The organism is Mesorhizobium sp. BR-1-1-10, from assembly GCF_020165595.1.
Lineage (GTDB): Bacteria > Pseudomonadota > Alphaproteobacteria > Rhizobiales > Rhizobiaceae > Mesorhizobium > Mesorhizobium australicum.
Genome location: NZ_JAIUIL010000009.1, coordinates 115,813 through 128,906, shown reverse-complemented (window position 1 = coordinate 128,906; position 13,094 = coordinate 115,813). Strand labels below are relative to the sequence as shown.

Genomic DNA, 13,094 nt, shown 5'->3' with positions numbered 1-13,094 from the left:
ACTATTCGGTTGCGGTGAGCTTCCGCCCTGCCTACGATTTGGCTCAACGGTAAGGATAGAGGCAGGATGCAGCAACCCGGCCGGGCCGCAGAGATCAAGGCAATCGGGATCGGCAAGAGCTTCGGCTCGTTCCGTGCGCTGGACAATCTGACGCTCGACATAGGCCGCGGCGAATTCCTGACGCTGCTTGGGCCCTCCGGCTCCGGCAAGACCACCTTCCTGATGATCCTGGCCGGCTTCGTGCAGCCGAGCGAGGGCAAGTTTTTCAGCGACGGCGCCGATATCACCGACCGCCCGGCCGAGCAGCGTGCCGCCGGCATGGTGTTCCAGGGCTATGCGCTCTTTCCGCATATGAGCGTCGAGGCCAACATCGCCTTCCCGCTCAAGGTCCGCAAGAGATCGGCCGCCGAGATCAAGAAGCGTGTCGGCGAGATGATCGAGCGCGTCGGTCTGGTCGGCCACGAGAAGAAATTGCCCTCGCAGCTTTCCGGTGGCCAGCAGCAGCGCGTCGCGCTTGCCCGCGCGCTGGTGTTCGAGCCGGGCGTGCTCCTGCTCGACGAGCCGTTTTCGGCGCTGGACAAGAGCCTGCGCGGCCAGATGCAGGCAGAGATGAAGCGCCTGCACCAGGAGACCGGCACCACCTTCGTCTTCGTTACCCACGACCAGAGCGAGGCGCTGGCGCTGTCTTCGCGCGTCGCCATCTTCAATCATGGCAAACTGCTGCAGGTCGGCGCGCCGGACGAGGTCTACGACCGGCCGGACAATCGCTTCGTCGCCGAGTTCCTCGGCGAGATCAACATGCTGCCGCTGAAGGGGGTTAAGGCCGTCGACAACGGCTCGACCGGCCTCTGTGAGGACCGCGCGGTCAGCATGCACTGCAAGGCTGAGAAGGTCCGTGGCGACGCCATCCTGGCGATCCGGCCCGAACACATGTCGATAGCGCGCGAGGCCGCCGCCGGAGAGAACGGCATTGCCGCGACGGCAATCGCCTCGACCTATCTGGGGGCGGCGACCAAGCTCGACCTCACCACGCGCCAAGGTGCCAAAGTCACCGTCTCGGTGCCCAACGAGGTCGCGGCGGCGGCGCTCAGCAAGGGTAATTCCGTGTGGCTGACATGGCCGGCGGAAAAGGGTTTCCTCCTTCCGGACGGAGGACAATGAGCACCGGCGCGGCCTGATCAGCCGCACCGGCTTCCGGAATCAAAATCAACGAAAACAAAGGGGAACTGACATGAACGACACCAAGAAACAGGCCATCGAAACGCTGTCCGAAAGGACGAGACGCGGCGAGATCTCGCGTCGGCAGTTCACGCAACTCGCTGCCCTCGTGCTCGCCGGCACGCCGATGCTGCTGCGCTCGACCGGTGCCTTTGCCGCAGCGAAGGAACTTGTGCTGGTCAACTGGGGCGGCGATGCCATCACGGCCTACGACGCGGCCTATGGCCAGGCCTTCACCAAGGACACCGGAATCACCGTCAAGATGGACGGCTCGGGCCCGACCGAAGGCGCGATCGCCGCGCAATCCAAGAGCGGCGCCCCGACCTGGGACCTGGTCGACGTCGACCCGTTCTCGGCCATTACGCTCGGCGCGCAAGGCATGCTCGAGCCGATCGACTACAACATCGTCGACAAAAAGAAGATGCGGCCGGGCTTCGGCTGGGACTATGCCGCCTCGACCTATTTCTTCTCCTATGTCATCGCCTACGATTCCGAGAAATACGGCAAGGATGCACCGACTGGCATGGCCGATTTCTTCGATGTGAAGAAATTCCCGGGCAAGCGTTCGCTCTACAAATGGGGCGTGTCGAGCTGGGAAGCGGCCCTTTTGGCCGACGGCATCGCGCCGGCTTCGCTCTACCCGCTCGACCTAAAACGTGCGCATGACAAGATATCGGCCTTCAAGGAAAACGTCGTCGCCTATTGGGGCGGCGGCGCCGAGAGCCAGAGCGTGCTGCTCAATGGCGAAGCCTCGATGGCGATCGTCTGGTCGACGCGCGCCTCGCTGATCGAGCAGGATTCCGGCGGCAAGATCAAGTTCATCTGGGACCAGGGCCTGATCTCGCCCGGAGCGCTGGCCGTGCTCAAGAACAACCCAGGCGGCAAGGATGCGGCGATGAAGTTCATCGCCAGCGCCCAGGATCCGGAAAAGCAGCTCGTCATGTTCGACAAGCTCGGCCAGGGTCCGGCCAATCCGGCGGCCGACGCGCTGATCCCCGCCGACAAGAAGCGTATCAACCCCGTCGATCCCGAGAACATGAAGAAGCAGATCGCGCTCGACATGGACTGGTACGCCAAGAACTATGGGCCGGCGCTCGACGAATACACCAAGATCATCTCCGCCTGACCGGCGGCGATGCTGATCTGACATGAGAGGCGTTCTCTCTGACAGGATGGGCGCGGCGCTGTTGATGGCGCCGCTGCTCCTTTTTCTCGGCCTCGCCTATGCCTGGCCATTTCTCGGCGTGGTGAAGTGGAGCTTCACCTTGCCGACGCCCGGGCTTGGCCAGTACGAGGCGTTGCTCACCGACGATCTGGTCCAGTCGGTGTTCATCCGCACGCTGCGCATCGCCGCGATCGTCACTATAGTGTCGGTCGCTGCCGCCTATGCTATTACGGTCGTCTGGGTTCGCGGCAGCCCGGCGCAGCGCCTCATCGCCGAATTCTGCATCCTGGTGCCGTTCTGGATCTCGGTGCTGACACGCGCCTTCGGCTGGGTGGCGCTGCTGTCCAATCGCGGCCTGATCAACACCTGGCTGCAGTCGATCGGTTTTATCTCCGAACCGCTGACTTTGGTACGCAACGAATTCGGCGTCATTGTCGGCATGACGCATTTCCTCATTCCTTTTGCTGTCTTTCCGCTGGCGTCCGCCATGCGCAGCCTTGACGAGCGTGTTCTGCTCGCCGCGCGCGGCCTCGGCTCAAGCCGCATGCGCACCTTCTGGACGGTGTTCGTGCCGATGACGCGCTCCGGCATCATCGGCTCCGCGATGATCGTGTTCGTCTTCTCGCTCGGTTTCTTCGTCACGCCGGCGATTCTCGGTGGCGGGCGCAGCGTCATGATCGCCGAACTGATCTATCTCAGGATATTCCAGAGCCCGGACTGGGGGCTGGGGGCTGCGATCAGCGTCGTGCTGGTACTGTTCGTCGGCGCGCTGATGGCGCTCTTGTTTCGTTATGTCAGACCGAAGCAGCTGATCTGATGCCGACTTATCGCCCCGGTCCTGTCTCGCTGGTTATCGCCGCCCTGGTGGCGCTGTTCCTGCTGTTGCCGCTGCTGGCCGTCATTCCCGTGTCGCTGACGCCGAGCCGCATGCTGGCGATGCCGACGGGCGAATTGTCGTTGCGCCACTACCGATCGTTGATCGAGGATCCGCGCTGGCTCCAGTCGATCCTGCTTTCGATCCGCATCGGCATCGTCAGCAGCGCCATTTCAACTGTGCTGGCGCTCTGCTTCAGCCTCGGCGTCTGGATGTTCCAGCCGCGCTTCACCGCGACCCTCGTCGGCTTCGTGCTGTTGCCGATGGTGGTGCCACCGGTGGTTTCGGCGGTCACGCTCTACTTCCTGCTCACCTCGATCTCGGGCGTCAGTTCCTTCTTCGGCTACGATACCTGGCTCGGCGTTGCCATGGCGCATTCGGTGATGACGGTGCCGTTCGCGACGGTGCTGATCCTGGTCTCGCTCAGCCAGCTAGACCGACGCATCGACCTTGCCGCGCGGGGGCTTGGCGCAAGTGTTTGGGAGCGCGCCACGCGCGTCATCATGCCCAACGTCAAGTTCGGCATCGTCACCGCGGCGCTGCTGTCCTTCGTGCTGTCCTGGGAAGAGATCGGCGTCACTTTGTTCATCACCTCGGTCAACGCCATCACGCTGCCGCGCCTGATGTGGATGGGACTACGTGACAACATCGACCCGGCGATCGCCGCACTGTCGGTGATTTTGATCATCATTACCGTGCTGGTTCTGGCGGTGAGGAGCGTCGTGGTCAGGCTGAACCGGGGGAGCAAGCCGGTCTAGACGAACCGCACCGACACTTTGCCGAACCTGCCCAAATCGCCAATGACTTCATCACCGGCGGCGACGCTGATCGGTGTCACGCAAGTTCCGGTGATCACCACCTGTCCCGGTTGGAGCCCTATGCCAAGCCCCGACAGCTCATTGACCAGCCATGTCAGGGCGATGCGCGGGTCGCCGAGGACAGCCGCGCCCGTTCCGTCGTGCCGCGACTTACCCGAAACGAGACCGGTCACCGGGTACTCCGCGAGGTTCACGTCGCGCCAATCGTCTTCGGCAGGCTGGCCGATGACAAACAGATTGGCGCAGGCATTGTCCGCGATCAGCTGCGGCGCGCCGACAGCGCAGAAATCATCATATCGTGAGTCCGGTATTTCGATCGCCGGATGCAGGGTCGCCACGGCGTCCATCACTTCAGCAATTTCATAAGGTGCCGGGCGAGGTGGGATCTGGCGGCTGAAACGGAACGCGAATTCGACCTCGGCGACACGCATCTTGCTCGTCGCGAGTGAGACGATCCCGCCGACCTCGACCGCTTTTTCGGCGAGCAGACGCCCGGCCATCGGGCCGTCGACGTTGATATGCCTTTGACCGGCCAGACTGGTTGCCGCGATCTTCCAGCCGAAAAGCGGAGCCGCCGAACGCTCCATGACATGCGACTGGATGGCGTAACCTTCGGTGCGCGTTTTCGGCCGCAGTTCCTCGGGTATGGCGTCGAGATGGGTGCCATTGTCCCAATGGCCTACCAGCAGATGTGACGCGGCCCTGGCCTTTTCTGGATCGAGCATGGTCAGCTCCGGATCGGGAACATGCCCCTCTGTCCGGCCAAGCCGGCAAGGAACATTCCATCGTATGGACCAGCCTATATGGGGGAAATCGCGTGACCAGACAATCAGAGGCAAGCTCATGGTCAATTTGCCAGGCCCTACCGCGCCGGCTGACGAGATTGTCGGCAAGTCGTATTTTCGAGATCATCGGCGTTCATCATTCCGATGACGAATCGCCATCGTCTTCGCGTGGCGAACCGCTATATCTGAGAAGGGATGCGGACTTGGCAGGCTTTGGGAAAAGCACTGTCGGTGGCGCAACGGCTTGAGGAAATGGACGATGACCGCGCCCGGTGATTTGCAGCAGGCCCTGTTTCTAAGACTGAAAAGCGATGCGTCGCTGTCGGCGCTGCTGGGCGGCGCCGGACTGCTCGAGCGGGCAACCGACAACGTCGCCTTTCCCTATGTGACTTCAGGCCAGACTTCTGCCTTTGACTGGGACACCGGCGCCGAGAACAATGACGACCAGTTGATCACGCTGCATGTCTGGTCGAAGGCGCATGGCGAGGCCGAGACGCGAGCGATCATGGATGCCATCAAGGCCCGGCTTGCCGGAGCGGTGTTGGTTATAGGCCCGCGTGGCCAGACGCGGCTGTCGCTGGAATTCAGCGAGGCGCGTTACGATGAGGAACTTCTTGTCCACCATGGGCTGCTGCGATTCCGTGCGTTGATGCAGGAAAACGCCTGACGCACTTTCAATATCATCGAAACGGAGTCTAGACTGAGCTTTCGCGGATTTCACTGGCGGGGCGGTGAAATCCAAGATGTCTGTCTCGCGTTGCAGGGGTGTGGCGAGCATGGTTTCAGGGCCGTTCACTGTTCATTTCACGTTCAGCACCGATGCGTTACAACGCGGGTCATGAAAACGCTTCGCTCCCATTTCCGAACCGCGACCCTGGCGCTTAGTGCCGCCGGGCTGTTTGCGTCGGAGGCAATGGCGATACCAGTCATCGAGCCCGACCAGGCCAGCCCGATCGTCCTGGCTGCATCTGACTGCTATGCGATCGGTCAGCAGGTGGCTCAGCAGAATGGCGGAACGCTCGCCAAGGCTTCGGCATCGACGCGTGGCGGCCAGCCGGTCTGCGTCATCGTCGTGCTCGTGCCCGGCAAGGACGGACAACGTCCCCGCCGCTCCGAAATCGTCGTTCCGCAGAACTGACCGGTCTTCCCTCCGTTTCCCAGGCCGGCGGAATCGGCCTATATCTGAAATCTTCAATCAACAGGCATTGGTCCCCGTATGCGCGTACTCGTCGTCGAGGATGACAAGGATCTCAACCGGCAGATCTCGGATGCGCTGGTCGATGCCGGCTATGTCGTCGATCGTGCCTTCGACGGCGAGGAGGGCCATTTCCTCGGCGACACAGAGCCTTACGATGCCGTCGTGCTCGACATCGGCCTGCCGCAGATGGACGGCATCAGCGTGGTCGAGCGCTGGCGTCGCGGCGGCCGCAAGATGCCGGTGCTGATCCTGACCGCGCGTGACCGCTGGAGCGACAAGGTCTCCGGCATCGACGCCGGCGCCGACGACTACGTCACCAAGCCGTTCCACATCGAGGAGGTGCTGGCGCGCGTCAGGGCCCTGATCCGCCGCGCGGCCGGCCACGCCTCGTCGGAACTGACCTGCGGGCCGCTGCGTCTCGACACCAAGGCTTCGAAGGCCGATGTCAACGGCGTGCCGCTGAAATTGACCTCGCACGAATTCCGGCTGCTTGCCTATCTGATGCACCACATGGGCGAGGTCGTTTCGCGCACCGAACTGGTTGAGCATCTCTACGACCAGGACTTCGACCGCGATTCCAACACCATCGAGGTCTTTGTCGGACGATTGCGCAAGAAGATGGGCATCGACATGATCGAAACCGTACGCGGCATGGGCTACCGCATGCGTGAGCCGGAGGCGTAAGGCGGAACCGCTCCCCACCAACCCGACCGTGAGCAGACGGCTCTCGCTGCGCGCGTGGCCGCGCTCGCTGACGTTCCGCGTCATCGCCTTCTCCACCGTGTGGGCGATCCTGACCCTGGTCGTCATCTTCACCCTGATCACAACGCTCTACCGGCAGGCCAGCGAGCGGGGCTTCGACAGTCTATTGTCGGCGCATCTGTTCAACCTGATCGGCTCCATCGGCATCTCCGACAGCGGCGCGTTGACCGGCTCCCCCGATCTTGGCGATCTCCGTTTCTCGGAACCGAATTCGGGCTGGTACTGGTCCGTCGAGCCCGCCTCGGAAGGCGTGCACGGCGATCTTCACTCGTCGTCCATGACCCGGACCATCCCGTCGCCGGACGTGGCGGATGTTCCCTTCAACGCCAATTTCCAGCGCAGCTATGCCGCGCAAGGCATCAATGGCGAGGAACTGGTCGTGTTCGAGAGCGAATTCGTTCTCGACGCGAAGAACCGCGCCGCGCGCTTCCGCGTCATGGGCAACAAGACCGAGTTGGAGCAGGAAATAGGAACGTTCCAGCGCCGCCTGCTGACCTATCTCGGCCTGTTCGGCATCGGCATGATCGCCATCAACGCCATCGCCATCCTGTTCGGGCTGCAGCCGTTGCGCAGGGTCCGGAACGCACTCGCCATGGTGCGCGAGGGCACCGCACAGAGGCTCGACGGCCGCTTCCCGGCCGAGATCGAACCGTTAGCCAACGAAACCAACGCCTTGATAGAAAACAACAAACGCATCGTCGAGCGCTCGCGCACCCAGGTCGGCAACCTCGCCCATTCCCTGAAGACACCGCTTGCCGTTCTGCTCAACGAGGGCCGGGCGCTTGGCGGCGCCAAGGGACAGTTGATCGCCGAGCAGGCCGCCTCCATGCAAAAGCAGATCGACCATTACCTGCAGCGTGCCCGCGTCGCGGCGCAGCGCGACAGCGTCGTCTATCGCACGCCGGTGGCACCGCTGGTGCAGCGCATGGTACGCGTTTTGCAGAAGCTGAACCCGCGGACCAGCCTGTCGCTGTCGCTGCCAGCCACCGAGATCGTCTTTGCCGGCGAACGCGAGGACCTCGAGGAACTGCTTGGCAATCTTCTCGAAAATGCGGTGAAATGGGCAAGGAGTGCTGTCGCGATCTCGGTCGTGCCCTTGGCCGGCAAGGATGAGAGCCTGTTTGAGATCAGCATCGAGGACGACGGACCGGGGATTCCCGAGGATAGGGCCCGTGAAGCGCTGAAGCGAGGGCGGCGCCTCGATGAGACCAAGCCTGGGACAGGCCTGGGCCTTGCCATTGTCGCCGATCTCGTCAACGAGTATGGAGGCGTCCTGGCACTCGAGCGGTCCGGCATGGGCGGACTGAAGGCGACGGTGCGATTGCGGAGCCTGCAGTAATGCTACCCAGGCCAATCGGCAGCAATGGAAGGCGCATATTGTGGCGGCATATCGATTGACCCCGGCGCAGCCGCCAGTGGCCAAATTTCCGACAAATATCAACACTATGGCCACGCCTACTTCTCCGATGACGCGGCCCCCGGCGCATCCATGGCAGGCTCCAACTCAAGAAAACCGGTTGTTGGCATGAAGATTCGCGTCGCGCTTGTTTCCGCATTGCTGGCCGTGTCGGGCTGCACCACCTTGAGCGGCAAGGGCCCGACCGTGGCGGCGACACCGGCCTCGACGCCTCCGGCCGGCGGCAAGGTCGTTACCAAGTCGATCATCTCCGCCATGGGCGGCGGCCTCATTGGCGGGTCGATCGGCAACGGTCTGAGCGACACGGAGAAGCGCAGCGCGCTCGAGGCCGAATACAAGGCGCTCGAATACAACACCAGCGGCCAGAAGGTGACCTGGAAGGGCGATCAGGCCTCACGCTATGGCGAGGTCGTCCCTGCCCAGCCTTACCGCGTCGGTTCGCAGGATTGCCGCCAATACACGCAGACGGTGTTCACGGGCGGCGCCAGCGTCACGGCGCACGGAACAGCCTGCCGCAATGCCGACGGCAGTTGGACGCCATTGACCTAGCCAGCCGGGTCTCGTTGCGATCCGGCCGGTGGATTTCGATCGCGACATTCGGCGCGTGCCGTCAAAGCGTCGCAGGATGCCTGTGTTGGCAGGGCAGGGCTCTGCCGTTATTGGAAGAACCATGCTGTTCTGGGTCATAGCCGCAATTCTCACGCTGGGCGCCAGCCTGGCGGTGCTTTTGCCGTTGGCTGGTGCCTCCAAGGGCGCATCATCGAGCGGCGATCACGATCTGGAAGTCTATCGCGATCAACTGTCCGAACTCGACCGTGATGCCGGGCGCGGTTTGATCGGGCCCACTGAAGCGGCCGAGGCGCGCGCCGAGATCGCCCGCCGCATCCTTCGTCTGGGCAATGCGGATATGGCGGCCAAGACGTCCGGCAGGCCATCGGGCACCGCACGGCTTGTCGCGACCGTTGCGGTGCTGGCGGTTCCGTTGGTCAGTTGGGGGCTCTACAGTCAGATCGGCTCGCCTGACCTGCCGTCGCAGCCGCTCAGCGAGCGGTTGGCCAAGAACCCGGCCGACAGTTCGGTCGATGAGCTGGTGGCGCGCGCCGAGGCCCATCTTGCCGCCAATCCTTCCGACGGCAGGGGCTGGGACGTGCTGGCGCCGGTCTATCTGCGTATGCAGCGCTTTGCCGACGCCGCGGCGGCCTACCGCAACGCCATTCGCCTGGACGGCGACAGCGCTGTCCGTCAGGCCGGTCTCGGCGAGGCGATCGCCGGTGCGGCGGGCGGCATTGTTTCGGCCGATGCCCAGGATGCCTTCGAGGCGGCCTTGAAGCTTGACCCGGCCAATGCGAAAGCCGGTTTCTATCTGGCCATGGCACTGGCGCAGGAGGGCCGTGGCAAGGAAGCGGCCGTGGCCTGGCAGGCTATGCTTGGTACGCTGCCGCCGGATTCGCCGTGGCGCGGCGCTGTCGAACAGGCGCTGGCCAAATCCGGCGGCCCGGAAGTCGCCTCCGGCACGACCGCGAAAGGCCCCGATGCCGCCGATGTCGACGCGGCGTCCTCCATGTCGCAGCAGGACAGGGAAGCCATGATCAACACCATGGTCGCCGGCCTGGACGACAAACTTCGTCAAAATCCGCGCGACCCGGAAGGATGGATGCGGCTGGTTCGTTCCTATGTCGTGCTGGGCAAGGCCGATCAGGCGCGCGATGCGCTGGGCCGCGCCATCGCGGTCTTTGGCGCCGATAGTGACGAAGCCAAGAAATTCACCGCCTTTGCCGCCTCGCTCGGCTTGACGGCGACGGAGTAGAATTGGGTATGACGCGCAAGCAGAAACGATTGTCGGTCATCGCGGGCGGATTGGTTTTTCTGGGTGCCGCCACCGGGCTGACCTTTTATGCGCTTGGCCAGAAGGCGTCCTATTTCTACATGCCGGCCGATCTGACCACCGCCAGCGTTCAGCCGGGCCAGCGCATCAGGCTCGGCGGTTTGGTCGAAAAAGGCACCATCCAGCGCGGCCAGGGCGCAACGGTTGCCTTTTCGGTCACCGACACCCACAAATCGGTCAAGGTGACTTATACCGGCATCTTGCCCGACCTTTTCCGCGAAGAGCAGGGTGTCATCACCGAGGGTACCTTCGGCCCTGACGGCGTCTTTGTCGCCGACAGCGTTCTGGCCAAGCATGACGAGCGCTACATGCCCAAGGAAGTAGCCGACGGCCTGAAGGCCAAGGGCGTCTGGCAGGAGAGCAAGAGTGAATAACTCTGGCGGAAGAGCAAGCGTGAGTCGCGGAAATGGTTGAAACCGGACATTTCGCCCTGGTTCTGGCGTTCGCGCTTTCACTGGTGCAGACGATCGTGCCGCTGTTTGGCGCGCGGCTGAACAATCAGCGCCTGATGGCGGTCGGCGGTCCGGTCGCGGTGACCGGTTTCGCGTTGACGGCGCTGTCCTTCGCGGCCCTTGCGAGCGCCTATGCAAGCTCTGATTTTTCCCTGGCGAACGTCTGGGAGAACTCGCATTCGCTGCAGCCGCTGATCTACAAGATCACTGGAACCTGGGGCAATCACGAAGGTTCGATGCTGCTCTGGGTGCTGATCCTGACCTTCTTCGGCGCGCTTGTCGCCGCTTTTGGCTCCAACTTGCCGGCGACGCTGCGCGCCAATGTGCTCGCCGTGCAAGGCGCTATTGGCGCTGCCTTCTTCCTGTTCATCCTGGTGACCTCCAATCCCTTCATCCGGCTCAATCCGGCGCCCATCGAAGGCCGCGATCTCAACCCGATCCTGCAGGATCTTGGCCTCGCCATTCACCCGCCGATGCTCTATCTCGGTTATGTCGGCTTCTCGATCTGCTTTTCCTTCTCGGTCGCCGCCCTCATCGAGGGTCGCATCGATGCCTCCTGGGCGCGCTGGGTGCGGCCATGGACGCTGGTCGCCTGGATGTTCCTGACCGGCGGCATCGCCATGGGATCGTATTGGGCCTATTACGAACTCGGCTGGGGCGGTTTCTGGTTCTGGGATCCGGTCGAGAACGCTTCCTTCATGCCGTGGCTGGCTGGCACCGCGCTGCTGCATTCGGCCATCGTCATGGAAAAGCGCTCGGCGTTGAAGATCTGGACGCTGCTGCTCGCCATCCTCACCTTCTCGCTGTCGCTGCTCGGCACCTTCCTGGTGCGTTCGGGCGTCCTGACTTCCGTCCACGCCTTTGCCACCGATCCGACGCGCGGCGTCTTTATCCTGTGCATCCTGACGCTGTTCATCGGTGGCTCGCTGGCGCTGTTTGCGCTGCGCGCCTCGAAGCTGACGGCAGGCGGCCTGTTTCACCCGGTTTCGCGTGAAGGCGCGCTCGTCCTCAACAATCTGTTTCTGACCACTGCGACCGCCACGGTGCTCGTCGGCACGCTCTATCCGCTGGCGGTCGAGGCTTTTTCGGCCGACAAGATTTCGGTAGGAGCGCCGTTCTTCAACCTTACCTTCGCGCCGCTGATGGTGCCGCTGCTGGTGATGGTTCCCTTTGGGCCGCTGCTGGCCTGGAAGCGCGGCGATGTCTTCGGCGTTGCGCAGCGGCTGATGGCCGCGTTCGCGGCCGCACTTCTTGCGACACTGGTTACGGTCCTGTTCATCGACGGCGCTTCGGTGCTTGCCGCGCTTGGCGTCGGCCTCGGCGTCTGGCTGATCCTTGGCGCGCTGACCGACCTCGCCACCAAGGCGGGGGTCGGCAATGTCGCCGCGCCGACAATGGTCAGGCGTCTGGTTGGTTTGCCACGCTCGGTCTTCGGGACTGCTTTCGCGCATCTTGGCCTCGGCCTGACCGTGCTCGGCATTGTTGGCACGCTCTGCTTCGGGACGGAGAAGATCCTGTCCATGCATGCTGGTGAAACCGTCGAAATCTCCGGCCGCACGGTGCGGTTCGTCGGGCTCTATCCTGCACAGGGACCGAACTACAGCGAGGATCGCGGGCGTTTCGAGCTGATCGGCGTCAGCGGCAGCCCTGTCGGCGAAGTCAGCTCCGCCAAGCGTTTCTATCCGGTGCGGCAGATGACGACGACGGAGTCCGGCATCAAGACTATTGGCCTTTCCCAGCTCTACATTTCGCTCGGCGACGAGGGCAAGGACGGCTCGGTCGTGGTGCGTCTGTGGTGGAAGCCGCTGGTAACGCTGATCTGGGGCGGCGGCCTGGTGATGATGGCGGGTGCGGCCATGTCGCTGATGGACAGGCGCCTGCGGGTCGGCGCGCCTTCGCGCCGTCGCAAGCAGGCGGTGGCGCCGGCGGGCCTGCCATGAGGGCAAGGCTTTCGGTGACGTCGATAGTCCTGTTGCTGGCATTGTTCTTCGCCGGAACGGCAATGGCGGTGAAGCCCGACGAGATGCTGGCCGACCCGGCACTCGAGGCGCGGGCGCGGGCGCTGTCGGAAGGCCTGCGCTGCATGGTCTGCCAGAATCAGTCGATAGACGAATCCGACGCGGACCTTGCCAGGGACCTGCGTATCCTGGTGCGACAACGCCTTGTCGCGGGCGATACCGACCGGCAGGTGATGGATTATGTGGTTTCGCGTTACGGCGAGTTCGTGCTGCTGAAGCCACGCTTCGATCTGCGCAACGCGCTGCTGTGGGGCACGCCGGTTCTCCTGCTTCTGGCCGGCGGCGTGTTTATAGTGCTCAGTGCGCGGTCGCGCCGGCTTCCGGCAACGGCAGCGCTTTCGGTCGAAGAGCAGGCCGCATTGGACGCGATCCTCCGCCGCGACTGACGGCTGCCGTCGCCAGCCAACATTACCAAAGTTTCATGTGCCGGAAATGGCGTCGTAATGTGCGCTTCCCTAATTCTCGTTCCTTGAGGATGCCGATCAAGGCGCGTCCGCTTGAA

14 protein-coding genes are annotated in these 13,094 nt (G+C 63.3%); 13 read left to right on the top strand and 1 reads right to left on the bottom strand.

Going from position 1 to position 13,094, the window contains the following annotated elements:
* Positions 1 to 66: 66 nt before the first annotated feature.
* The 4 genes from LB555_RS20640 (at position 67) to LB555_RS20625 (ending at position 4,015) form a co-directional block, all read left to right on the top strand.
* Positions 67 to 1,161: an ABC transporter ATP-binding protein gene (locus tag LB555_RS20640; RefSeq protein ID WP_224683624.1), complete on the top strand. Its 1,095-nt coding sequence runs from the start codon at positions 67 to 69 to the stop codon at positions 1,159 to 1,161.
* Between the two features lie 70 nt (positions 1,162 to 1,231).
* On the top strand, positions 1,232 to 2,344 hold the full coding sequence (locus LB555_RS20635; RefSeq protein ID WP_224683623.1) for an ABC transporter substrate-binding protein: 1,113 nt from the start codon (positions 1,232 to 1,234) through the stop codon (positions 2,342 to 2,344).
* A gap of 22 nt (positions 2,345 to 2,366) precedes the next feature.
* Positions 2,367 to 3,200 carry an ABC transporter permease gene (locus tag LB555_RS20630; RefSeq protein ID WP_015318632.1) on the top strand — a complete coding sequence of 278 codons (834 nt, stop codon included), beginning with the start codon at positions 2,367 to 2,369 and terminating at the stop codon, positions 3,198 to 3,200.
* The gene (locus LB555_RS20625) at positions 3,200 to 4,015 is read left to right on the top strand and encodes an ABC transporter permease (RefSeq protein WP_140726684.1); all 816 of its coding nucleotides are present in this window, start codon (positions 3,200 to 3,202) and stop codon (positions 4,013 to 4,015) included. Before LB555_RS20630 ends, LB555_RS20625 begins: the two co-directional genes overlap by 1 nt.
* Here the strand turns inward: LB555_RS20625 and LB555_RS20620 are convergent.
* Positions 4,012 to 4,800, bottom strand: a complete 789-nt coding sequence (locus tag LB555_RS20620) for a 2-keto-4-pentenoate hydratase (protein WP_224683622.1) — start codon at positions 4,798 to 4,800, stop codon at positions 4,012 to 4,014. The genes LB555_RS20625 and LB555_RS20620 overlap by 4 nt on opposite strands.
* 319 nt (positions 4,801 to 5,119) lie before the next feature.
* Here LB555_RS20620 and LB555_RS20615 point away from each other — a divergent pair, with 319 nt between their 5' ends.
* The 9 genes from LB555_RS20615 (at position 5,120) to LB555_RS20575 (ending at position 12,978) form a co-directional block, all read left to right on the top strand.
* A complete protein-coding gene (locus tag LB555_RS20615) occupies positions 5,120 to 5,527 on the top strand; it encodes a DUF3168 domain-containing protein (RefSeq protein ID WP_224683621.1) in 408 nt (135 codons plus the stop codon).
* A gap of 171 nt (positions 5,528 to 5,698) precedes the next feature.
* The gene (locus tag LB555_RS20610) at positions 5,699 to 5,998 is read left to right on the top strand and encodes a hypothetical protein (RefSeq protein ID WP_318013027.1); all 300 of its coding nucleotides are present in this window, start codon (positions 5,699 to 5,701) and stop codon (positions 5,996 to 5,998) included.
* Positions 5,999 to 6,076: 78 nt separating this feature from the next.
* Positions 6,077 to 6,742: a response regulator transcription factor gene (locus tag LB555_RS20605; protein WP_015318627.1), complete on the top strand. Its 666-nt coding sequence runs from the start codon at positions 6,077 to 6,079 to the stop codon at positions 6,740 to 6,742.
* Between the two features lie 28 nt (positions 6,743 to 6,770).
* Positions 6,771 to 8,159 (top strand): ATP-binding protein, encoded by a 1,389-nt coding sequence (locus tag LB555_RS20600; protein ID WP_224683619.1) that lies wholly within the window; start codon positions 6,771 to 6,773, stop codon positions 8,157 to 8,159.
* 186 nt (positions 8,160 to 8,345) lie between these two features.
* Positions 8,346 to 8,786, top strand: coding sequence for a hypothetical protein (locus LB555_RS20595; RefSeq protein ID WP_041163489.1), 441 nt, complete (start codon positions 8,346 to 8,348; stop codon positions 8,784 to 8,786).
* A 121-nt stretch (positions 8,787 to 8,907) separates the two neighbouring features.
* Positions 8,908 to 10,044, top strand: a complete 1,137-nt coding sequence (gene ccmI, locus LB555_RS20590; protein ID WP_224683618.1) for a c-type cytochrome biogenesis protein CcmI — start codon at positions 8,908 to 8,910, stop codon at positions 10,042 to 10,044.
* A gap of 8 nt (positions 10,045 to 10,052) precedes the next feature.
* A complete protein-coding gene (ccmE, locus tag LB555_RS20585) occupies positions 10,053 to 10,496 on the top strand; it encodes a cytochrome c maturation protein CcmE (protein ID WP_015318623.1) in 444 nt (147 codons plus the stop codon).
* Positions 10,497 to 10,528: 32 nt separating this feature from the next.
* Complete coding sequence (locus tag LB555_RS20580) at positions 10,529 to 12,514, top strand: heme lyase CcmF/NrfE family subunit (RefSeq protein ID WP_140618548.1); 1,986 nt, start codon at positions 10,529 to 10,531, stop codon at positions 12,512 to 12,514.
* Entirely contained in the window at positions 12,511 to 12,978 is a 468-nt protein-coding gene (locus LB555_RS20575; protein WP_015318621.1) for a cytochrome c-type biogenesis protein, read from the top strand. Before LB555_RS20580 ends, LB555_RS20575 begins: the two co-directional genes overlap by 4 nt.
* Positions 12,979 to 13,094: the final 116 nt, after the last annotated feature.